Source organism: Stenotrophomonas sp. 14P6.2.3 (genome assembly GCF_057799055.1).
This window is the reverse complement of sequence record NZ_JBYOLA010000001.1, coordinates 174,473-194,893: the sequence shown is the minus strand read 5'-3', so window position 1 is coordinate 194,893 and position 20,421 is coordinate 174,473. Positions and strand designations below refer to the sequence as shown.

At 66.5% G+C, this 20,421-nt stretch carries 20 protein-coding genes; 19 read left to right on the top strand and 1 reads right to left on the bottom strand.

Translation table 11 applies throughout. The features are described 5' to 3' along the window. Nucleotides 1-138 precede the first annotated feature (138 nt). From AC27VL_RS00855 to AC27VL_RS00795, 13 genes are all read left to right on the top strand, one after another. Nucleotides 139-906: a hypothetical protein gene (locus AC27VL_RS00855; protein WP_100552587.1), complete on the top strand. Its 768-nt coding sequence runs from the start codon at nucleotides 139-141 to the stop codon at nucleotides 904-906. 84 nt (nucleotides 907-990) lie between these two features. Beyond that, the gene (locus AC27VL_RS00850) at nucleotides 991-1,947 is read left to right on the top strand and encodes an acyl-CoA desaturase (protein WP_488765299.1); all 957 of its coding nucleotides are present in this window, start codon (nucleotides 991-993) and stop codon (nucleotides 1,945-1,947) included. 1 nt (nucleotide 1,948) lies between these two features. After that, nucleotides 1,949-3,226, top strand: coding sequence for an NAD(P)/FAD-dependent oxidoreductase (locus AC27VL_RS00845; RefSeq protein WP_488765298.1), 1,278 nt, complete (start codon nucleotides 1,949-1,951; stop codon nucleotides 3,224-3,226). Then, nucleotides 3,223-3,990 carry a DUF1365 domain-containing protein gene (locus AC27VL_RS00840; RefSeq protein ID WP_488765297.1) on the top strand — a complete coding sequence of 256 codons (768 nt, stop codon included), beginning with the start codon at nucleotides 3,223-3,225 and terminating at the stop codon, nucleotides 3,988-3,990. Before AC27VL_RS00845 ends, AC27VL_RS00840 begins: the two co-directional genes overlap by 4 nt. Then, nucleotides 3,987-5,252, top strand: coding sequence for a class I SAM-dependent methyltransferase (locus AC27VL_RS00835; RefSeq protein WP_488765296.1), 1,266 nt, complete (start codon nucleotides 3,987-3,989; stop codon nucleotides 5,250-5,252). The genes AC27VL_RS00840 and AC27VL_RS00835 overlap by 4 nt, the downstream gene beginning before the upstream one ends. Nucleotide 5,253: 1 nt before the next feature. Continuing rightward, on the top strand, nucleotides 5,254-5,796 hold the full coding sequence (locus AC27VL_RS00830; RefSeq protein ID WP_488765295.1) for a DUF2878 domain-containing protein: 543 nt from the start codon (nucleotides 5,254-5,256) through the stop codon (nucleotides 5,794-5,796). After that, nucleotides 5,796-6,572, top strand: a complete 777-nt coding sequence (locus AC27VL_RS00825; RefSeq protein WP_488765294.1) for a DUF1295 domain-containing protein — start codon at nucleotides 5,796-5,798, stop codon at nucleotides 6,570-6,572. The genes AC27VL_RS00830 and AC27VL_RS00825 overlap by 1 nt, the downstream gene beginning before the upstream one ends. A gap of 5 nt (nucleotides 6,573-6,577) precedes the next feature. Further along, complete coding sequence (locus AC27VL_RS00820; RefSeq protein ID WP_100552593.1) at nucleotides 6,578-7,654, top strand: SAM-dependent methyltransferase; 1,077 nt, start codon at nucleotides 6,578-6,580, stop codon at nucleotides 7,652-7,654. Nucleotides 7,655-7,668: 14 nt separating this feature from the next. Continuing rightward, nucleotides 7,669-8,202: a lipocalin family protein gene (locus AC27VL_RS00815; protein ID WP_100552594.1), complete on the top strand. Its 534-nt coding sequence runs from the start codon at nucleotides 7,669-7,671 to the stop codon at nucleotides 8,200-8,202. Between the two features lie 168 nt (nucleotides 8,203-8,370). Next, complete coding sequence (locus tag AC27VL_RS00810) at nucleotides 8,371-9,519, top strand: SPFH domain-containing protein (RefSeq protein ID WP_089235748.1); 1,149 nt, start codon at nucleotides 8,371-8,373, stop codon at nucleotides 9,517-9,519. A 24-nt stretch (nucleotides 9,520-9,543) separates the two neighbouring features. Continuing rightward, entirely contained in the window at nucleotides 9,544-10,893 is a 1,350-nt protein-coding gene (locus AC27VL_RS00805) for a TFIIB-type zinc ribbon-containing protein (RefSeq protein ID WP_488765293.1), read from the top strand. Then, nucleotides 10,890-11,150 carry a hypothetical protein gene (locus tag AC27VL_RS00800; RefSeq protein WP_099818559.1) on the top strand — a complete coding sequence of 87 codons (261 nt, stop codon included), beginning with the start codon at nucleotides 10,890-10,892 and terminating at the stop codon, nucleotides 11,148-11,150. The genes AC27VL_RS00805 and AC27VL_RS00800 overlap by 4 nt, the downstream gene beginning before the upstream one ends. 220 nt (nucleotides 11,151-11,370) lie before the next feature. Then, nucleotides 11,371-13,029, top strand: coding sequence for a tyrosinase family protein (locus tag AC27VL_RS00795; RefSeq protein WP_100552597.1), 1,659 nt, complete (start codon nucleotides 11,371-11,373; stop codon nucleotides 13,027-13,029). A gap of 74 nt (nucleotides 13,030-13,103) precedes the next feature. On the opposite strand, the gene AC27VL_RS00790 is transcribed toward AC27VL_RS00795, so the two are convergent. Then, nucleotides 13,104-13,715 carry a TetR/AcrR family transcriptional regulator gene (locus tag AC27VL_RS00790; protein ID WP_488765292.1) on the bottom strand — a complete coding sequence of 204 codons (612 nt, stop codon included), beginning with the start codon at nucleotides 13,713-13,715 and terminating at the stop codon, nucleotides 13,104-13,106. Nucleotides 13,716-13,871: 156 nt separating this feature from the next. Here AC27VL_RS00790 and AC27VL_RS00785 point away from each other — a divergent pair, with 156 nt between their 5' ends. The 6 genes from AC27VL_RS00785 (at nucleotide 13,872) to AC27VL_RS00760 (ending at nucleotide 20,391) form a co-directional block, all read left to right on the top strand. Next, entirely contained in the window at nucleotides 13,872-14,720 is an 849-nt protein-coding gene (locus AC27VL_RS00785; RefSeq protein ID WP_488765291.1) for a siderophore-interacting protein, read from the top strand. A 205-nt stretch (nucleotides 14,721-14,925) separates the two neighbouring features. Beyond that, nucleotides 14,926-17,103 carry a TonB-dependent receptor gene (locus AC27VL_RS00780; protein ID WP_488765290.1) on the top strand — a complete coding sequence of 726 codons (2,178 nt, stop codon included), beginning with the start codon at nucleotides 14,926-14,928 and terminating at the stop codon, nucleotides 17,101-17,103. Between the two features lie 99 nt (nucleotides 17,104-17,202). Then, the gene (locus AC27VL_RS00775; RefSeq protein WP_353098816.1) at nucleotides 17,203-17,457 is read left to right on the top strand and encodes a DUF3649 domain-containing protein; all 255 of its coding nucleotides are present in this window, start codon (nucleotides 17,203-17,205) and stop codon (nucleotides 17,455-17,457) included. Further along, nucleotides 17,454-19,076, top strand: coding sequence for a PepSY-associated TM helix domain-containing protein (locus tag AC27VL_RS00770; protein ID WP_488765289.1), 1,623 nt, complete (start codon nucleotides 17,454-17,456; stop codon nucleotides 19,074-19,076). The genes AC27VL_RS00775 and AC27VL_RS00770 overlap by 4 nt, the downstream gene beginning before the upstream one ends. Beyond that, complete coding sequence (locus tag AC27VL_RS00765) at nucleotides 19,076-19,354, top strand: DUF3325 domain-containing protein (protein ID WP_191078005.1); 279 nt, start codon at nucleotides 19,076-19,078, stop codon at nucleotides 19,352-19,354. Before AC27VL_RS00770 ends, AC27VL_RS00765 begins: the two co-directional genes overlap by 1 nt. A 77-nt stretch (nucleotides 19,355-19,431) precedes the next feature. After that, entirely contained in the window at nucleotides 19,432-20,391 is a 960-nt protein-coding gene (locus tag AC27VL_RS00760; protein WP_488765287.1) for a cation diffusion facilitator family transporter, read from the top strand. The last annotated feature ends 30 nt before the right edge of the window (nucleotides 20,392-20,421 follow it).

The window sequence follows — 20,421 nt, the reverse complement described above, 5'->3', positions numbered from 1 at the left end:
GGGCAGCCGTTGAGTGAAGAGGAGTCCTTGTCTCTACGCACAGCAGCACCGGTTGGATGCACCCCGGATGGGCGCCAGCGTGCATCCAGCCGGTGCCACCGCCCGTACAGCCGGGCAAGCCTCCCATGGATCGCCCCGATGCGTGTTGCCTGGTTGTTGATGGTTGCCCCCTGCGCCGCCGGTGCGGCGCCGCTATTGCGTTCGGAGGGCGTTGCCACCCTACCCGATGGAACCGCCGCCTACCGCGAAGTGCATTGGCAGCGCGGCGCCGGCGATGGCAGCGAGCGCTGGGTGGAGTACCTCTGCCCTGCAGGGCAGCCCTTCGCCCGCAAGCAGATGCCCGCCGCCGCGCGGCTGCAGGCGCGGGGCTATGTGCTGCAGGACGCCCGCAGCGGCCAGGCGGCCCGCGTGGTGGTCGGCCGCGACGGGGTGCAGGTCGACTGGAAGGAAGACAGGTCTTCGCCATCACGAACGAAGCAGCTGCCTCTACCGGCGGATGCCGTGATCGACGTCGGCTTCGATGCCGCCGTACGGGCCCACTGGCAGACGCTGTTGGGTGGTACGCCGGTCAGCCTGCCCTTTCTGGTCCCCGGGCGGCAGCGCTTCTATCCCGTGCAGGTGCAGTACCGCGGCCTGGTGCGCTGGCAAGGGCTTGCCGCCCATGCGGTGGAGGTCCGCCTTGATACCTGGTTCGGGGCGGTGGCGCCGCGTCTTTCGCTGGTCTACGCCGATGCCGATCGCCGCCTGCTGGAGTTCCGCGGCACCAGCAATCTGCGCGATGCGCGTGGCGATTATCCGCAGGTGACCGTGCGCTTCTCGGCACCCGCAACGGAACGACCGGAGCAACGCTGGCGCGATGAACTGCAGCGACCGCTGGTATCGAGCTGCGTTGTGACAACCAAGTGAAAACACAGACGGATGCGATCCACTGCATCCAACCTGCACTACTACACGTAGAGGTAGGCAATCGACTCCCTCGGGCTTCCGTCCATGGCATCCGCAGCGCCTCCACTCCGCAGACGTTCGCGCCTGTTGCGTACCTTCCAGCGCTGGTTCGATACCGATGCCGGAAGCGAAGCGGCGGCCGACGGTGGCCAGGGTGACCGCATCGACTGGCTGCGCGCCCTGCCCTTCGCGCTGCTGCATGTGGCCTGCCTCGGGGTGATCTGGGTAGGCGTGTCCTGGACGGCCGTCGCGGTCGCGGTGTTCCTGTACGCGATCAGGATGTTCGCCATCACCGCGTTCTATCACCGCTACTTCTCTCACCGTACCTTCGAGGCATCGCGCACCGTGCAGTTCGTGTTCGCGGTCATCGGTGCCGCCAGCGTGCAGCGTGGCCCCCTCTGGTGGGCAGCCCACCACCGCCATCACCACCGCCACGCGGATCAACCGCAGGACCCGCATTCCCCACGCCAGGGCGGATTCTGGCGCAGCCACATGGGATGGTTCCTCACCCGCGGCGCCTTTGCCACCGATCTGCAGCGCATTCCCGATCTGGCCAAGTACCCTGAGCTGCGCTGGCTGGACCGGTTCGACACCGTGGTTCCGGTGGTTCTGGCCGCTGCGCTGTACGGCCTCGGCGCGGTACTGGAGCGCGTGGCCCCGGCGTTGCATACCTCCGGCCCGCAGCTGCTGGTTTGGGGCTTCTTCATCTCCACCGTCGTGCTGTTCCATGCCACGGTCACCATCAATTCGCTGGCGCACCGCTTCGGCCGGCGCCGCTTCGAGACCCGCGATGACAGCCGCAACAACCTGTGGCTTGCCCTGCTGACCTTCGGCGAGGGCTGGCACAACAACCATCATTTCTTCCCCGGCACCGCGCGCCAGGGCTTCCACTGGTGGGAGATCGACATCAGCTGGTATGGCCTGCGCGTCATGGCCGCGCTGGGCCTGGTGAAGGGGCTCAAGCCGATCCCGGCCTGGGTGCTGGCCAAGGCGAGGCACTGACATGCGTATCGCGGTCATCGGTTCCGGCATCGCCGGTCTGTCCAGCGCGTGGTGGCTGGACGGCGAACATGACGTCACCCTGTTCGAGGCCAACGACTACCTGGGCGGCCATACCCACACCCATGAGGTGACGGTGGACGGACGCAGGATGGCGGTCGACACCGGGTTCATCGTCTTCAACCCACACCACTACCCGCTGCTGTCGGCCCTGTTCAATGAACTTGGCGTGGCCTCGCAGCCGACCACGATGAGTTTTTCGATGCACAGCGAGCGCAGCGGCGTGGAGTACAACGCCACGTCGCTGGATGGACTTTTCTGCCAGCGCCGCAATCTGCTCTCACCGCGCTTCTGGGGGATGCTGGCCGACCTGCGGCGCTTCTATCGTGACGCCCCCCTGCTGCTCGGCGAGGAGAAGGGGCCTACGCTGGGCCAATACCTGCACAGCCAGCACTATGGCGAGGCGTTCGTGCAGGAGCATCTGCTGCCGATGGCCTCGGCACTGTGGTCATCACCGACCGCACAGGTGCTGGACTTCCCAGCGCGCTACCTGGTGCAGTTCATGGCCAACCACCAGATGCTGCAGATGACCGGGCGTGCATCCTGGCGCGTGGTCAAGGGCGGTTCGGCCCGCTATGTGGATGCCCTTCGTGCGCGCTGGCGGGTACACGAGCGGCTGGAATGCCCAGTGCACGCGGTCGAGCGCATGCCCTGGGGCGCGCGCGTGCACACCGCGACCGGCGTTGAAGGCTTCGATGAAGTGATCCTGGCCTGCCACAGCGACCAGGCCCTGGCGCTGCTGGCCGACGCCGACCCGGTTGAGCAGGCGGTGCTCGGTGCGATCCGCTACCAGCCCAATGAGGCGGTGCTGCACACCGATGCCTCGCTGCTGCCCGCCAACCGCAAGGCCTGGGCGGCCTGGAACGCGCATGTGCCGCGCGATCCAGCAGCGCCCTGCACGGTCAGCTACTGCATGAACCTGCTGCAGGGGCTACCCGGCGACACTCCGTTGGTGGTGACCCTCAACCGCAGCGAGGCCATCGATCCGGCCAAGGTACTGCGGCGCCTGCACTACGCACATCCGGTACATGACCACAGCGCCGTAAGTGCACAGCAGCGTTGGGCCGAGGTGCAGGGACATCGCCATACCTGGTTCGCGGGTGCGTACTGGGGCTGGGGTTTCCACGAGGACGGCATCCGCAGTGCCCGCCGCGTGGTCGACGCGCTGCAGGCACGCTCATTCCGCAGCCACAGCGCGCAGCAAGCGGAGGTGCCCGCGTGAGCGCCAGCGCCATCTACTTCGGCCACGTCGAGCATCGTCGCCACCACCCGCATGCCCACGCGTTCCGCTACCCGATCGCGCAGCTGCTGCTGGATCTGGACGAGCTGGACCAGGTATTTGCCGGACGCTGGCTGTGGTCGGTCGGGCGCCGCAACCTGGCAGAGTTCCGCCGCAGCGACTACTTCGGTGATCCCGCGACCTCCCTGGCCGACGCAGTGCGTGACCATGCCGCGACGGCGCTGGGGCGGCGCCCCGACGGCCCGGTGCGGCTGCTGACCCACCTGCGCTTCGGTGGCCACGTGTTCAACCCGGTCAGCTTCTACTACTGCTACCAAGCTGACCGGGAGACCCTGGACTGCATCGTCGCCGAGATCACCAATACGCCCTGGAAGGAGCGACACGCCTACGTGCTTCCGGTCGAAACTGCGATACGGCAGGGCCGCGCCCTGCGCTGGCAGTTCGACAAGACCTTCCACGTTTCACCCTTCATGCCCATGGATTGCGCGTATGACTGGCGCTTCACCGCGCCCGCGGACGACCTGCGCGTGCACATGCAGGTATGGCGCAACGGCCAGCGCCAGTTCGATGCCACACAGAGCATGCAGCGGCGGCCCATCGATGGCCGTGGGCTTGCCCGGGTATTGGCCTGCTACCCGCTGATGAGCGCGCAGGTGGTCACCGCCATCCACTGGCAGGCATTGCGCCTCTGGCTCAAGCGCAACCCCGTGCACGACCATCCTTCCCTAGCCGAGAAGCCGCGATGAACGAAATGACCCCCTCGGCCACCCTGCCCCAGCCCGGCACCCTGGACGCGTTCCTCCGCCGACGCCTTCTGGTCCAGCTTGCGCCGCTGCACAACGGACGTCTGTGCGTGCGTGATGCGTTTGGCGAGGTGCAGCTGGGCAACGCAGGCAGCGACCTTCAGGTCACCGTGACCATCGATGACCCGGCGTTCTACCGCAAGGTGGCGGCGAACGGCAGCGTTGGCGCCGGCGAGAGCTACATCAACGGTGATTGGCGCTGCGACGACCTGGTGGCGCTGGTGCAGCTGCTGGTACGCAACCGCGACCTGCTGGATGGCATGGAACGCGGGCCGGCGCGCATCGGCGGCTGGCTGCTGCGCGGCTGGAACCGGCTGCGGCGCAACAGCCGCGAAGGCAGCCGTCGCAACATCGCCGCCCATTATGACCTGGGCAATGATTTCTTCGCCCTGTTCCTGTCGCCGGACCTGATGTACTCCTCGGCGCTGTTCACCGATGCCGGTGACTCACTGGAAAGCGCATCGCGACGCAAGCTGGATCGCATCTGCCAGCAGCTGCGACTGCAGCCGGGTGATCGCGTGGTCGAGATCGGCACCGGCTGGGGTGGCTTTGCCGTGCATGCCGCGCAGCACTACGGCTGCCATGTCACTACCACCACCATCTCCGCCGAACAGCATGCCTTGGCCGCACGGCGGGTGGCCGATGTGGGCCTGCAGGATCGGGTGACGTTGCTGATGCAGGACTACCGCGATCTGCAGGGACAGTTCGACAAACTGGTTTCCATCGAGATGATCGAGGCCATCGGTGCCGAGTATCTGGACACCTACATGGCCACCCTGCAGCGGCTGCTCAAGCCTGATGGGGTGGCGCTGCTGCAGGCTATCACCATCGAGGACCAGCGCTACGAACAGGCGCGGCGCAGCGTGGACTACATCAAGCGCTTCGTATTTCCGGGCAGCTTCATCCCGTCGATCAACGCCATCCTGGCCGCCAAGACCCGGGCCAGTGACCTGCAGCTGATCGCCCAGCAGGACTTCGGCCACTCCTATGCATTGACCCTGCGCGCCTGGCGGCAGCGCTTCCTCGGGCAGTTGCCGGCGGTACACGCGCAGGGCTTCGATGAGCGCTTCTGCAGGCTGTGGGAGTTCTACCTGGCCTACTGCGAAGGTGGCTTCCTGGAGCGCTCCATCGGCGTTTCCCATCTGCTGCTGGCACGCCCTGGCTACCGCCCCGAAGCGGATGCCCATGGCGAACGGATCGGCTGACATGCGTCGCACCTGGGTCAACGTGATCGGCAACCAGCTGGTATGGCTGTGCGCCGTCGCCGGCGCCGGCCGGGGCTGGCAATGGCCGGCAATGCTGTCGGCCACTGTGTACATCGGCAGCCAGCTGCTCACCTCAGCGCAGCCCCGCCTGGATCTGCGCTTGTTGCTGCTCGCGCTGGCATGCGCATTCCTGGTGGATGGCAGCGCGGCCGCCAGTGGTGGCGTGCACTACGCCGCTGCGCCGCTGGGTTGGGTACCGCCACCGTGGATTCTCGCCCTGTGGGCTGCCTTTGCGATGACGCTGACTGCATCGATGGCGTTCCTGCAGCGGCACTGGCTGCTGCCGGTGGCCCTCGGCCTGCTGGCGCCGCTGGCGTATCTATCTGCGGCGCGCGGATTCCAGGCGGTGCATTTCACCCCCCCGGCCTGGCAGGGCGTAGCAACACTGGCGCTGGGCTGGTGCATCGCGCTGTCGCTGCTGTGCGCGGTGGCACGCTGCGGAACGCCCGGCAACCACGACACCCCATTGATTGGAGCAACCTGATGAGCAGCGTGTGGTGGGTACTGCTGTACGCCGTGCTGATCATGGCTTGGGGCTGGGCGTGGCAGCGCAGGCACCAGAACATCGGCATCGTCGATGTGCTGTGGGCAAAGGGTGTGGCGGCAGGCGCGCTGCTGCTTGCATGGCTGGGCGATGGCGCGCTGCAGCCCCGCATCGCGCTGGCGCTGCTGGGTGGGCTGTGGGGAAGCCGGCTTGCCCTGCATCTGTGGCGGCGTGTGCGCAGCGAAGCAGAGGACGGTCGCTACCGCTATCTGCGTGAGCACTGGCACGGCCACCAGGGAAAGATCTTCGGCTTCTTCATGGCACAGGCCGCGCTGGTGGTGCTGTTTGCGCTGCCGTTCGTGGCCGTGGCCAACAACCCGCGCAGCGACATGCCTGCCTGGATCGCAGCGGCGCTCGTGGTGTGGCTGCTCAGTGTAGGTGGCGAAGCACTCGCCGACCGCCAGCTGGCTCGTTTCCGTGCCGACCCGGCCAACAAGGGCCGCACCTGCCGCGAAGGGCTGTGGCGGTATACGCGCCACCCCAACTACTTCTTCGAGTGGCTGCACTGGTTCACCTATGTAGTGCTGGCAGCGGGGTCGCCGCTGTGGTGGCTGGCCTGGACCGGGCCGGTGCTGATGTACGTGTTCCTGCGCTACCTCAGTGGCGTTCCCTTCACCGAGAAACAGGCGCTGCGCAGTCGCGGTGATGACTATCGCGACTACCAGCGCAGCACCCCGATGTTCTTCCCGTGGTTTCCGCGCAGCCCCAAGGAGTGATTCCGATGAACAGCACCCCGTCCCTTGCTCCGGTTGCCGATACCGAGGGCGGACTCACCGGCTGGGCCGAGCGTGGCTGGCTGCCTGATGCGGCGCTGCGCGCGGGCATCCGTCGCCTGTGCGCACAACGCCTGGCCGAAGAGTCGGCCGGCAGCATGGAGGAGCAGTCGCAGCGCTTCAGCCGCCGCATTGCCGAACTGGCCAGCAGCCCGCTCGCCCTGCACGTGGATGCAGCCAACCGCCAGCACTACGAGGTTCCTGCCGCCTTCTTCCAGGGCTGCCTGGGGCATCGCCTGAAGTACAGCAGCTGCTACTACCGTACCGGCAGCGAGACGCTGGACCAGGCCGAGGACGCGATGCTGGAACTGTACGGGCAGCGCGCCGGGCTGGCCGACGGCCAGCACATCCTGGAGCTGGGCTGCGGCTGGGGCTCGCTGACCTTGTGGATGGCCGAGCGCCACCCGAACGCGCGCATCACCGCCGTGTCCAACTCGCATAGCCAGCGCGACCATATCCTGGCGCAGTGCGAGGCGCGTGGGTTCGGCAACGTCGAGGTGCTGACCCGCGACGTCAACCAGCTGGAGCTGCCTGCAGCGGCATTCGACCGCTGCGTATCGGTGGAGATGTTCGAGCATGTGCGCAATTACGACCGCCTGCTGGGTCGCATCGCCCGCTGGTTGAAGCCGGACGGCGCGCTGTTCGTGCACATCTTCGCCCATCGCACCCTGATGTATCCGTTCGAGACCGAGGGCGACGACAACTGGATGGGCCGGCACTTCTTCACCGGCGGCCTGATGCCGGCTGCGGACACGCTGCTGCACTTCCAGCGCGAGCTGGTACTGGACCAGCGCTGGCTGCTGGACGGCACCCACTACCAGCGTACCGCCAACCACTGGCTGGCCAACCAGGATGCCGCCCGCGAGCAGCTGCTGCCGATCCTGGCGCAGACCTATGGCGACGAAGCCGCCGCACGCATCTGGTGGCAGCGCTGGCGCATGTTCTGGATGGCCTGCGCCGAGCTGTTCGGCTACGACGATGGTCAGCAATGGCTGGTCGCCCACTATCTGTTCCGCCCGCGCTGAAGGAGACCGCCACCATGCGTATCGCCCCACTGTTCACGCTGCTGGCCGTGGCCCTGTTCGGCGCAGGCTGCAGCAGCCACGACACCCGCCCCATCCCACTGCCACCGAAGGTGGACGTGCCCCGCTTCATGGGCGACTGGTATGTCATTGCCCATATTCCTTCGCGGCCCGAGCGCGAGGCCTTCGATGCCGTGGAAAGCTATGCGCTGCAGGCTGATGGGCGCATCAAGACCACCTTCACTTATCGCAAGGGCAGCTTCCAGTCGCCACAGAAGTCGATGCACCCGATAGGCCGCGTCGAGAAGCATGGCAATGGTGCGGTCTGGGGCATGCAGTTCATCTGGCCCATCCAGGCCGAGTACCTAATTGCCTGGCTGGATGAGGGCTACACGCAGACCATCGTGGCCCGCAGCAAGCGCGACTACGTGTGGTACATGGCGCGTACGCCGCAGGTGAGCGAAGCGGAGTATCAGCAGGCGGTGGCCCGCATCAAGGCAATGGGGTACGACACCGGGAAGCTGCGCCGGGTGCCGCAATCGGTGCGCTGAGACGCCTGCACGTGCTACGGGTTGCGGCTGGGGCGTCAGGCGGGCCAAGGCCCCACAACGAGATGAATGGGGGCTCGCCCGGCCGCTAGCCGGGCGTAGCCTGCCTCCTCTATAGTCAGCCGAGCACGACAGGCGTGGTGCCTGTCCGGCAACTACAGGGAGTGGGTCATGGGTCTGGTACAAGCGGTGAAGGGTGCAGTCGGCGGCGTGCTGGCTGACCAATGGAAAGACTTCTACACCGTGCCGACCGGCCTGCCGTCCACGGCAGCCCTGTTCGCGGCGGTGCCGCAGGGCACCAACGCCGGGCGCGGCTCGAACACCAGCGGCTCCTCCAACATCATCAGCAACGGCTCCAAGATCGTCGTGCCGGAGGGCTACGGCCTGCTGCTGTTCCAGGATGGCGCGATCACCGCCTTCGTCGCCGAGCCGGGTGGCTACGAGTGGCGATCGGATGATCTGAACTCCCAGTCGATCTTCGCCGGCGACGGCCTGGTCAGCACCTTCATCAAGCAGAGCTGGGAGCGCTTCAAGTTCGGCGGCCAGCCGGGCTCGCAGCAGGCCGCCTTCTTCGTTTCGTTGAAGGAACTGCCGGACAACCGCTTCGGCACCCAGTCGGAAATCTACTGGGACGATGGCTTCCTCAACACCCAGGTCGGCGCGGTCACCCGTGGCTCGTACACGCTGAAGATCGTCGACCCGATCCTGTTCGTGAAGAACTTCGTTCCGGCCAGCTACCTGCAGCCGGGCCAGGTGTTCGACTTCACCGACCTGGACAACGCCGCTGCCAGCCAGCTGTTCAATGAAGTGGTGGGTTCGCTGGCGCCGGCATTCAGCCTGTACACCAACGATCCAAGCAAGGGCAACCGCATCACCAAGCTGCAGCAGGATTCGCTGGGCTTTGCGCAGAGCCTGTCGGCTGCCGTCGAGCAGGGCTACCAGTGGAAGTCCGATCGCGGCCTGGCCATCGTCAAGACCGCCATCGTCTCGATCGAGTACGACGCCAACACCCGTGAGCTGCTGAAGACCGTGCAGCGCGCCGATGCCTTGTCCGGCTCGCGCGGCAATTCCAACCTGCAGGCCAGCGTTGCCCAGGGCATCCAGTCCGCAGGCGAGAACGGCGGTGCCGCCGGCCTTGTCGGCGTGGGCATGGCGTCGGGCATGTTCGGCGCGGGCAACCTGCAGCAGCCGGCAACCCCGGCCGCGCCGGCTGCCGACGACCCGGTGGCCAAGCTGAAGAAGGCCAAGGAAATGCTGGATCTGGGCCTGATCACCCAGACCGACTATGACGCGCTGAAGGCCAAGGCGCTGGGACTGTAAGCAGACGCAGGACGCGCAACCACCATGTCCGATCCCAGAAACACGCCGCCGCCGCTACCCCGCTCCGCTTCAGCACCGCCGCCCCTGCCGGCGGCGGTGCTGGATGGGCCGGGATCGCCGCAGGACGTCCCTCCCCTGCCCGGCAGCTTCCCGCTCGATACCTCGACGCTGCCTGAGGCCATCCGCAACGAGGTCGGGGCGCCCGACCCGGTCGCCATCGATACCTCTGCGGCCGAACTGAAAGACGGCCTCAACCGCTGCCCGAAGTGCGGCGCTACCGATATCCGGCCCAAGCTGGGCACCGATATCCTGGTCTGCCTGTACTGCCGTCACGAATGGCATGGCGCACGGGTGGAGGAGGAGTTCGGGCTGGGTGAAGCCATCGACCAGCTGCGTGGCACCGTCATCGCATCGGGCGCGCGCGATATCGATGCCGACACCTCGGCACTGATGACCTTCAAGTGCACCGGTTGCGGCGCCGAAGTCACGGTCAACACTGAAAGCACGATGACGGCGCGCTGCCACTGGTGCCGTCACGTATTTGGCGTGAACGAACAGATCGCCAATGGCGCCGTGCCTGACGCCGTGCTGCCGTTCCACATCAAGAAGGAGGATGCGGTCGCGCGCATCCGCCAGTTCGTCGACAAGCGCCGGATGTTCGCGCTCAAGGCGTTCAAGGAACAGTTCACCCCGGAAAACGTGGTGGGTGTGTACCTGCCCTACATGATCGTCGACGGCAATGTCAGTGCGGCGGTGGCCGGCAAGGGCGAGATCAAGACACGCGAATACACCCGTGGCAGCGAAAAGAACAAGCAGACCTACTACGACGCGGACATCTACCAGGTAGAACGCCAGGTCGATTTCACCGTGGACGACCTGCCGCTGGAATCGTCGGCAGAGCGCGGCAACCTCGACACGCGCGCCAACACCAACAACATCATCAACACGATTCTGCCGTTCGACACCAAGAATGCAGTGAAGTGGAACGCCTCCTACCTGGCGGGTTTCACTTCGGAAAAGCGCAACCTGGATGTCGAAAAGCTGCGGCCGCGACTGGAAGACCAGCTGCTGTCGATCGCCCGCGCGCAGGTGGAAGGCACGGTGCGCCGTTACGACCGTGGCGTGCGCTGGGAACAGGAGCAGCTGGAGGTGCACGGCACCCGCTGGGTGGCCATGTACCTGCCGGTGTGGCTGTATTCGTACCACCAGCCCGGCAAGAACGGCGGCATGCTGCACTACATCGCAGTGAACGGCCGGACCGGTGAAACCATGGGCAGCGTGCCCGTGCAGCAGTGGAAAATGCTGCTGGCGGCGCTGACCGCCGGCACGATCATCGAAGCCCTCGCAATTGCCTTCCTGGTGGCCAGCACATGAGTGATGACAGTGGTCTTTGGTTGTTGGCTGCAGGCCCGGCCGGCGCGACCGCGCTGTACTGGGCGCTGTACCGGTTCTACCGCAACACCGACAAATCGCATTCGTTCGAACACGAAACCGAGATCGATGCCAAGCCGGTGACCGGCTCGGATCGTCGCGTGGACAGCATCAGCGGGACGCAGGAAAAGCGGATCCGCGGTGACAACGTGTATGAGTACCGAAAGCGTGTGGCGCGGGTGAAGACCGGCCCGGAATAGTCGACCCGGCCGGCCAGGGCCGGCCATGACTGTGGCGTACTGCCCAGATCCGGGCGCAATGCCGTGCCTATACTGCTGCCGCCCTGGTCCGGCGGCGCCTTCGCGCCCGTCGATCCGGGCGGCGGGGCTGGATGTCCCCGTCCGGCCCGTGGCAGCAGTCACGGGCCCTTGCAGTGATTCGTAACCCGACGCGGTTGAACCAATCACCAGGGAGGACGCTATGCGTTACACACGCCGTGATTTCCTAGCAACCACTGCCACCGCCTCATTGGCCTCGCTGTTCGCGCCCAGTGCCTTGGCCAGTGCCCAGAGCGCGACCGACGGTACCGCAGTGGCGCGCTTCCACCGCTACAACGTCACCAGCCCGGAAGGCCAGCGCATGCTGGCCAGTTATGCCCGAGGCATCCAGGCAATGCTGGCGCTGCCGGCTGACGACCCGCGCAACTGGTTCCGCAATGCGTTCGTGCACCTGATGGATTGCCCGCACGGCAACTGGTGGTTCTATGTCTGGCACCGCGGCTACGTAGGCTACTTCGAACAGACCATCCGCGAGCTCAGCGGCGATCGCCAGTTCGCCATGCCGTACTGGGACTGGACTGAACTTCCGCAGATTCCGGTTGCGATGTTCGACGGCCTGTTGACCCCGACCGACAAGGCCTATACGCCCTACACCCGCAACCTGGCGGTGTTCACCCAGTTCATGAAGCCTGCGTTGCAGCGCCACTGGAACACCCTGGACAGTGGGCAGCGGCAGCAGCTGTCGCTGCGTGGCTACAACAGCGCCGAAGACGTCTGGAACGACGTCACCGGCTACAACGCTAAGGAACAGACCGGCATTTCCGGCAATGCGGCGTACGCGGTTACCTGTGGCGCCCGCTATCTCTGGCGCGAGCATCCGGGCTTCGACCCGAAGACGGCCTCCGCCGTGTCCGCCGACACCATCCGTGCCGGCCTGTCACCGGTGGAGTTCAACAACCCTGACATCAGCCGCAGCTTCACCAGCTCGCGCACCACCTCGCACGTGCTGCAGCCCGATGGGGCCACCAAGTTCTCGGTGCTGGAAGGCTTCCCGCACAACAAGGTGCACAACTGCATTGGCGGTGTCGGCGCCGTCGATCCCGGCCCTTACGGCAACATGACCAACTTCCTGTCGCCGCTGGATCCGATCTTCTACCTGCACCACGCCAACATGGATCGCCTGTGGGATGTGTGGACACGCAGGCAGCAGGCCTTCGGCCGCCCGATCATGCCGACCGACGCTGCCGAACGCCGGCAGTTCATGGACGAACCGTTCCGCTTCTTCGTCAATGGCCAGGGCCGTTACGTCGGCACGCGCCCGGCCGCGGAATTCTTCTCCACCACCGCGTTCGACTATGACTACGTCTATGGCCGCGGTGTCCGTGCCGCAGAGCAGGCCGCAACGGCTCCGAACGCCGCGAAGGCCGCGCGGCTGGTGCGCGGCAAGCGGACCGACGGCGCCGTGCGTGTAGCCGTGCCCAACGAAGCGGTTCGTGCGCATCTGGCGGCCACCGGCCCGCGCATGCTGATTGCGGAGGTGACCCTCGAGCGTCCCCATGGACTGCACAACACGCGCGAGTTCGACGTGCTGATCAATGCACCGGCCGACGTCACGTCGGTCAGCGCGGACAGTCCGTACTACGCCGGCACGGTCTCATTCTTCGGGCCGAGCATGGCGGCCATGGGCCACGATCATCCAACGACGTTCGCCGTGCCATTGCCACAGACGCTGGGGGCGCTGCGCGCGGATGCTGCCGGCGGCGGTTCGACGACGCTGGAGATCCGCCTGGTCGCCTCGTCGGGCCAGGCACCGCAATCGTTCCCGGTGCTCGACGCTGCGATCCTGGTGTCCCCGAACTAGCGGGCACCCATGCCGGGTGGCGTCGCCACAGGGCGGCGCTACCCGGGTCTGCGCAGGCAATCGACGCGGGGAATCTATCCGGAGTTCTGGCCCCGGCACATCGCCAACGCGCCACGTATCAGCGCCTGCATGCCACGATCAAACTCGGCCTCGGCTTGCTCCGGGTCGTAGGCGCGGCGTGAGGTGTCCACCGTCTCGTGCCGTGCATACACCGTGTCAGCCAACGCCACGCAGTGGTAGGCCACGGTTGACAGCAGCCAGGCGGCCTGTTCCAGCGGCAGGTCGTGGGCACGCGCGAATGCCGCATGGTGCTGGCGGATGCGCTCGACCATCTCCGGCGTCTTCGCACCATGGCTGACCAGGAAAGGTGCCAGGCCCGGGTTCTGTTCGACCAGTGTGCGCAGCGATCGATGGAAGGTGAACAGATCACCCTCGATCGTCGCACCTTTGCCCGTGGCCAACGGCGGCGCGTGCCAGCGCTCGAAGATCGCCTCGGCCACCTGCTCGCGCAGCGCCGCAAGATTGGCCACGTGCTTGTACAGCGCGATATGGCTGACGCCCAGCAACGCGGCCACGCCGACGAAGCTGAGCTTCGGCAGTGTCATCTCGATGCCGGCGTCGGCAATCCGCTCACGGGTGATGCTGGGCGGTCGTCCGCGCGTCGAGCTTTTCTTCGGTGCAGCCATGGAACTCCGGTGCGCGGCATGTGGATGGATTACGCGCCATGGTGGTCAGCACTGCCGGATTGGTCAATGCGCCAGCAACCGCATTGTTGCGGCCGCGTGAAATTAGTTTACTATGATGTAACTAATTCGCATTCGCGCAGTTGCAGGCCATATCCGATGTCCGACACCTCCATTGCCGAAGGTCCGCCCGGCGCCCTCCGCGGCGCTGACCACGATCGCGGCCTGCAGTCGTTGCGGGTCGGCGTCGTCGATGTAGTGCGACCGGCCGGCAGCCTGCAGCGGGTGACCGCGCAGCTGCCTGCGCAGGCCGATCTGGCACCCTGGCTTCGCGCGAACACAGCGGTACGGATCGCGCTGGGTGCCACGTTCGGCGATGTCTCACGCATCTATACCGTGCGCAGCGTCGACCCTGCCGCAGGTCGTTTCGTGTTCGACGTGGTGCTGCACGCATCACCGGGCCCGATGCTGGCCTGGGTCGCTGCGTTGCAGCCAGGCGACACATTCACCCTGACCGGCCCGCGCCCGCATCTGCAGGTGCCACACAGACAGGGCGCCAGTGCGCTGCTGTTCGCCGACCAGAGCGCCATTCCCGCGCTGTACGCGCTGCTGCAGCAATGGCCTGAGGGCCTGCGCGCCGAGGCCTGGATTGCATCGGATGACCCGCTGCCGGTGGCCGAACTGCCTGCGGTGGCCGGCGTGGTCCTGCACCGCATCGAGGCGCCCTCCCCGGCTGCACCGACGCCGCTGCTGCGCACTGCGCGCGCCCGCAGCACCAGCGCGGCAAGCGTGGTGTGGGCGGCCGGTGAACGCGAAGAAATGCGTGAGCTGCGCCGCCATTTCCTGCATGACATCGGCCTGGATCGAGCGGACGTTGCAGTCGCCGGCTACTGGAAACGCGGCGAGACCACCAGCGAGACCGACCAGCGTCGCCGCCGCAACTACGAGCGCGTGCTGGCAGGTGGCGGTGGCCTGCAGGATGTCGACGACCTCGCCGACGACATCTGATCCGCCCCTCATCCACCCGCTTCATCCTCCGCGCTCCGAAGCACGGAGATCGTTCCACCGAGCCACAGATCGCCGATGTCCCTTGCCCGTCGCAGGGTGTTGCGTGCCCTCTGCCAGCCATCCCTGCAGCCCGCGTCGTCCTGCCCCCAGGTCATCGACGGCGCCGCGCTGGCCGAACGCACCGCTTCCCACGACGAGTACCCCCATGATCTGCCTGACATCCATCCCCACCCTTCCTCGCCTGCGCTTGCTGGCTGGTACCGCGCGGCTGGCGCTGCTGCCATCGCTGCTGGCAGCATCGCTGGTACACGCGGCCGAGCCCGATCAGGGCGCCACGCAGTTGCCGTCGGTGAACGTCCGCGCCGACAAGCTCGCGCCGACATCACCGTATGCCGGGGGCCAGCTCGCACGCGGCAGCCGCGTCGGCCTGCTCGGCGACCTGGACTTCATGGATACGCCGTTCAACACCACCAGCTACACGGCCGAGTTCATCGACAACATCCAGGCACCGGACCTGGTGCAGGTGATCGCGCTGACCGATCCCAGTGTCTACAGCAGCGGCTCGAGCGGCGGCATCACCGACTACTTCAACATCCGCGGCTTCGGCGTGGCCTCGTCGGACATCGGATTTGGCGGCCTGTACGGGCTGATCCCCTACTATCGAGTAACACCGGAGCTGGCCGAGCGCGTCGAAGTGCTGAAAGGCCCGTCGGCGCTGCTCAACGGCATGCCGCCCGGTGGCTCGGTGGGCGGCGCGGTGAACCTCGTGCCCAAACGGGCCGACGACACGCCCTTGACCCGCTTCACCGCCAGCTACGGCAGCGATGCCCAGTTCGGCGGTCATCTTGATATCGGCCGGCGCTTCGGTGCCGGCAAGCAGTTCGGTGTGCGCCTCAATGCCGTGCACCGCGATGGCGACACCGCGACGCGCAACCAGCAGCACAGATCGCAGCTGGCATCGCTGGGGCTGGACTGGCGTGGCGAGCGCTCGCGGGTATCGATGGATCTGTTTGCCAGCCGTGACCATGTTGATGGCCTGAATCGTGGCGTATCGCTGGCGGCGGGGCTGGCGGTGCCGCACCCACCAAAGGCAGACACCCTGTTCGCGCCGGACTGGACCTTCAGCAACGTCAAGGACCAGGCAGCGGCGCTGCGCTGGGAGTTCGACATCAACGAGCAGCTGTCCGCCCACGCGGCCTACGGCCATGGCCACACCGACTTCGATTCCATCGCCAGTGGCACCACGCTGATCGTCAACAGTGCAGGCGACTTCCGCAACAACTTTGCCCATCAGCGCTTCATCTACAGCAAGGACACGGCCGAGGCCGGCCTGTCCGCGCGCTTCCGCACCGGTCCGGTCGACCACGCGCTGGCGCTCAGTGCCGCGTGGTATCACCACGACTACAAGTTTGGCTTCCAGCGCAACCTGCTGCCGCGGGACTGGATGACCAACATCCACGACCCGCAATGGGGCCCTGCGGTGGATCGCAGCTTCAGTGACGCCTCGCTGCCGAAAACCGGCGAAGTGCGCACTACCAGTGTCGGTATCGCCGACACGCTGTCTTTCGCCGGCGACCGGCTGCAGCTGACCGTGGGCATCCGTCGCCAGACCGTGCTGAGCGACACCCTGGACGGCGCTACCGGCAAGCGCACCGCGCGTTACGATGCCAGCGCCAACACGCCCGCAGGCGCGCTGCTGTTCAAGGCCAGCGAACGCCTGTCGCTGTATGCGAATTACATCGAAGGCCTGAGCCAGGGCACCACGGCACCGGTCACCGCCGCCAATGCCGGCGAAGTGTTCCCGCCCTACAAGACGCGGCAGCGCGAGATCGGTGCGAAGTTGGATTTCGGCCAGTTGGCCAGCGCTTTCAGCGTGTATGAGATCGAGAAGCCCGGCTCCTATACGGACCCGGCCAGCAATGTGTTCTCGTTCGGCGGCCAGCAGCGCAACCGCGGCGTGGAATGGACCGTGTTCGGACAGTTCAGCGACCAGCTGCGTCTGCTCGGCGGCATCGGCTGGCTGCAGCCGAAGCTGACCCGCACCCAGGGCGGCGTCAACGAGGGGCGGCTGGCCACCGCCTCGCCGCAATGGCAGGGCAAACTCGGCGCGGAATGGGACGTTCCCGCCCTGCCCGGCCTGACCCTCACCGGCAACGCCATCAGCATGTCCAAGGGCTACATCAACGCTGACAACAGCCAATGGGTACCAGGCCGCACGGTGTTCGATCTGGGCGCGCGCTACGCCACGCAGGCGGCGGGCCATCCGCTGGTGCTGCGGGCAAGCGTGCAGAACCTGACCAACAAGGCGTACTGGGCCGGCAGCCTCGGTTCTGGACTGGGCTCGCCGCGCACTGCGCTGCTGTCGGCCACCGTTGATTTCTGATTGCCTGCCAACCTGCGCCAGGTCTTCGGGCCTGGCGCGCTGGAGTTCGCTTCCGTGAATGCTCGTTGGATTGTTCCGGTAGCTGCATGGCTGCCGCTGATGTCACGTATCGCCGCTGCACTGTTCGGCGGCTACGCCCTGGCTGCGCTGTGCAGCGTCGCGGCCCTCGCATTGCCGATTGATCCGCAACAGGCCGTGTTCACCGGCATGCTGGCCAGCTTCCTGCTGTATGCCGGCGCGGTGATCTGGGTGTTCGCGGTGCGCTCGGCGGCACGGGCCTGGCTGGGGTTGGGGATCGCCGCCATGCTGTTGCTGCCGGCGGTTTACCGGGTCTCTGCCGGAGCAGGCCCATGAGGTCGTCCGCCGCCCGTGCGGCGACACCGCGCGGCATCCGCCAGACCATGTCCGACCTGCACATCTGGGTGGGGCTGCTGGCAGGCTGGATTCTGTACGCGATGTTCCTTACCGGTACCGCCAGCTACTTCCGTGATGAGATCTCCCGCTACACGCGCCCGGAAATCAACACACCGCAGGCCCTGCCCGATGCGGCAGACACTGCCACGCGGCTGACAACGCACGTGCTGGCCAACGCACCTGCAGTCACCCAGATCAACATCACCCTCCCCAGCGAACGTATGCCGTGGGCGTCAGCGATGTGGGCCAGTCCGGGTGGGCGCGGTCGCCACGGATTCGATTCGGGTCTGTTCGACGCCGCCACCGGCACACCGCTGCAGTCGCGCGATACCAGCGGCGGTGACTTCTTCTACGCCTTCCATTTCAACCTGCATTACATGCCAGCGATGTGGGGTCGCTGGATCGTCGGCATATGCGCGATGTTCATGCTGGTGGCCATCGTCAGTGGTGTCATCACCCACAAGAAGATCTTCGCCGACTTCTTCACCTTCCGCTGGGGCAAGGGCCAGCGATCGTGGCTGGACGGCCATGCGGCCGCTTCGGTGCTGGGCCTGCCGTTCCACTTCATGATCACCTGGAGCGGGCTGGTGATGCTGGCGGTGCTGTACATGCCGTGGGGACTGTCGACGCTGGACGACAAACGGCAGCAGGCCGAAGTGGTCAGCGAAATGCGGCTGTTCCCGCCACCACATCCCGCCGCCGCAAGCGCTGCGCCATTGGCGGATATCGGTGCGATGGTGCGCCAGGCAGAACATCGCTGGGGCAGTGGCGCCGTGGGCGGCATGCAGATCCAGAACCCCGGGGATGCACAGGCACGCGTGGCGGTGGTGCGCGCACAGTCCACCCGCGTATCCACCACCCCGAACTACCTGCTGTTCGATGGCACCGGTGGTGAGCTGCTCCTGGCAAAGGAGTCCTCGGGCGCCGCTGCACAGACCCAGGGCGTCCTGTACGGCCTGCATCTGGGCCGCTTTGCCGATGCCGCTACGCGCTGGCTGTACTTCCTGGTCAGCCTGGCTGGCACGGCGATGGTCGGTAGCGGGCTGGTGCTGTGGACGGTCAAGCGACGCAGCCAGCTGCCCGATCCGCAGCGCCCCTACTTCGGCTTCCGGCTGGTCGAATGCCTGAACATCGGCACGGTGGCTGGGCTGTCAGTGGCGATGGCGGCGTTCTTCTGGGCCAACCGCCTGCTGTCGGTCACGGTGGCCGGTCGCTCGGCGTGGGAAGTCCATGTGTTCTTCCTGGCGTGGGCGGCGATGTTCGTCCATGCCTTCCTGCGCCCATCCAAACGTGCGTGGGTCGAGCAGTTCGCACTGGCGGCCATCCTGCTTGCATTGCTTCCCGCACTGACCGCGTTCACCACCCCGCATCCGCTATGGCGGACCCTGGGCGCTGGTGACTGGGCGTGGGCCGGTGCGGACCTGACCCTGCTGGCGTTGGCGATGCTGCATGCGTACATCGGATGGCGCGCCTGGCGCTTCACGCCCAAGGCCCGACGTCCGCGCGCATCTGCCGCCCCGCAAAGCGCATCCGTGCGTTCGGCAGCGGAGGTTGGGTGATGGTGCATGCACTGTTGTTCGTGCTTTCGCTGGCAGGGTTCGTCTGCCTGGCCCTGGCGATGGAGCGCCACCAGCGCGATCTGTGTGGTCATGCGTTCGCGCGGCATCGCAGCCGTCACTGGCGTGTTGCCGGCTGGGCATTTCTGCTGCTGGCACTGGCCACGGCAGTACTCGCGCAGGGCGTTGGCTTCGGCCTGGCCAGCCTGTCCGGACATACCAGCATCGCTGCGGGTGTCGTGGTGCTTGCGCTGATGCTGCGTGCCCGACAGCGTCCCTGACTTCCAGCCGGGGTCCTGCACACCGCCGGGACAGCGGCAGCGCGATCATCGGCCATCGATTCCACCGCCGCGCTGCCATGTCCCGTCCTACCGGCTCACGCCTTGTCATCTACGCTGCACTGGCAGGCAACCTCGCCATCGCCATTGCCAAGTTCATCGCCGCCGGCCTGTCCGGCAGCTCGGCCATGCTCAGCGAGGGCGTGCACTCGCTGGTCGATACCCTCAACGAAGTACTGCTGCTGTACGGTCTGCGCCGTGCCGAGAAGGTCCCCGACACCCTGCACCCGTTCGGCTACGGTCGCGAGCTGTACTTCTGGAGCTTCATCGTCGCCCTGCTGGTATTTGCCGCCGGTGCCGGCGTCTCGGCCTACGAGGGCATCCAGCACATCCGCCAGCCGGAGGCGGCCACCAATCACGCCATCAGCTACGGCGTGCTGGGCATCTCCATCCTGTTCGAAGGTGCCTCATGGTGGGTGGCGCTGCGCGAATTCCGCCGCGGCAAGGGCTCATTGGGATACTTCGAGGCGTTCCGCCGCAGCAAGGATCCTTCCACCTTCACCGTGCTGCTGGAAGACAGTGCCGCCCTGCTCGGCCTTGGCTTCGCCCTGGTTGGGCTGCTGGCCGCGCAGCTGCTGGAGATGCCGGTGCTGGATGGGGTCGCCTCGCTGTGCATTGCGGGTGTGCTGGCGCTGACCGCGTTCCTGCTCGCGCGCGAGACCAAGGGCCTGCTGATCGGTGAGCCGGCCCACCCGGCGGTGGCGCAACGGATCATGGCCGTGGCCGTGACCGACCCGGATCTGCGCCGCGCCAACGGTGTGACCACCCTGCAGATGGGCCCGGAACAGGTGGTGGCGATGCTCAGTGCGGAATTCGAGGACGATCGCACCACGCCGCAGATCGAGGCCTGCATCACCCGCATCGAGTCTGCGGTGAAACAGGAGTTCCCGGAACTGGTGGCATTGTTCATCAAACCGCAGACACCGGAGGTGTTTGCCGCGCGCCGGGCCGCGCTCGATCGTCCAGCCACGGCGGACTGACACCACACTGGCGACAGCTTCACCGCGGAC

What these genes read in the sequence shown, in the direction of transcription:
- AC27VL_RS00855 (WP_100552587.1), top strand. Translation starts at nt 139, where the DNA reads ATGCGTGTTGCCTGGTTGTTGATGGTTGCCCCCTGCGCCGCCGGTGCG.
- AC27VL_RS00850 (WP_488765299.1), top strand. Translation starts at nt 991, where the DNA reads ATGGCATCCGCAGCGCCTCCACTCCGCAGACGTTCGCGCCTGTTGCGT.
- AC27VL_RS00845 (WP_488765298.1), top strand. Translation starts at nt 1,949, where the DNA reads ATGCGTATCGCGGTCATCGGTTCCGGCATCGCCGGTCTGTCCAGCGCG.
- AC27VL_RS00835 (WP_488765296.1), top strand. Translation starts at nt 3,987, where the DNA reads ATGAACGAAATGACCCCCTCGGCCACCCTGCCCCAGCCCGGCACCCTG.
- AC27VL_RS00830 (WP_488765295.1), top strand. Translation starts at nt 5,254, where the DNA reads ATGCGTCGCACCTGGGTCAACGTGATCGGCAACCAGCTGGTATGGCTG.
- AC27VL_RS00825 (WP_488765294.1), top strand. Translation starts at nt 5,796, where the DNA reads ATGAGCAGCGTGTGGTGGGTACTGCTGTACGCCGTGCTGATCATGGCT.
- AC27VL_RS00820 (WP_100552593.1), top strand. Translation starts at nt 6,578, where the DNA reads ATGAACAGCACCCCGTCCCTTGCTCCGGTTGCCGATACCGAGGGCGGA.
- AC27VL_RS00815 (WP_100552594.1), top strand. Translation starts at nt 7,669, where the DNA reads ATGCGTATCGCCCCACTGTTCACGCTGCTGGCCGTGGCCCTGTTCGGC.
- AC27VL_RS00810 (WP_089235748.1), top strand. Translation starts at nt 8,371, where the DNA reads ATGGGTCTGGTACAAGCGGTGAAGGGTGCAGTCGGCGGCGTGCTGGCT.
- AC27VL_RS00805 (WP_488765293.1), top strand. Translation starts at nt 9,544, where the DNA reads ATGTCCGATCCCAGAAACACGCCGCCGCCGCTACCCCGCTCCGCTTCA.
- AC27VL_RS00800 (WP_099818559.1), top strand. Translation starts at nt 10,890, where the DNA reads ATGAGTGATGACAGTGGTCTTTGGTTGTTGGCTGCAGGCCCGGCCGGC.
- AC27VL_RS00795 (WP_100552597.1), top strand. Translation starts at nt 11,371, where the DNA reads ATGCGTTACACACGCCGTGATTTCCTAGCAACCACTGCCACCGCCTCA.
- AC27VL_RS00790 (WP_488765292.1), bottom strand. Translation starts at nt 13,715, where the DNA reads ATGGCTGCACCGAAGAAAAGCTCGACGCGCGGACGACCGCCCAGCATC.
- AC27VL_RS00785 (WP_488765291.1), top strand. Translation starts at nt 13,872, where the DNA reads ATGTCCGACACCTCCATTGCCGAAGGTCCGCCCGGCGCCCTCCGCGGC.
- AC27VL_RS00780 (WP_488765290.1), top strand. Translation starts at nt 14,926, where the DNA reads ATGATCTGCCTGACATCCATCCCCACCCTTCCTCGCCTGCGCTTGCTG.
- AC27VL_RS00775 (WP_353098816.1), top strand. Translation starts at nt 17,203, where the DNA reads ATGTCACGTATCGCCGCTGCACTGTTCGGCGGCTACGCCCTGGCTGCG.
- AC27VL_RS00770 (WP_488765289.1), top strand. Translation starts at nt 17,454, where the DNA reads ATGAGGTCGTCCGCCGCCCGTGCGGCGACACCGCGCGGCATCCGCCAG.
- AC27VL_RS00765 (WP_191078005.1), top strand. Translation starts at nt 19,076, where the DNA reads ATGGTGCATGCACTGTTGTTCGTGCTTTCGCTGGCAGGGTTCGTCTGC.
- AC27VL_RS00760 (WP_488765287.1), top strand. Translation starts at nt 19,432, where the DNA reads ATGTCCCGTCCTACCGGCTCACGCCTTGTCATCTACGCTGCACTGGCA.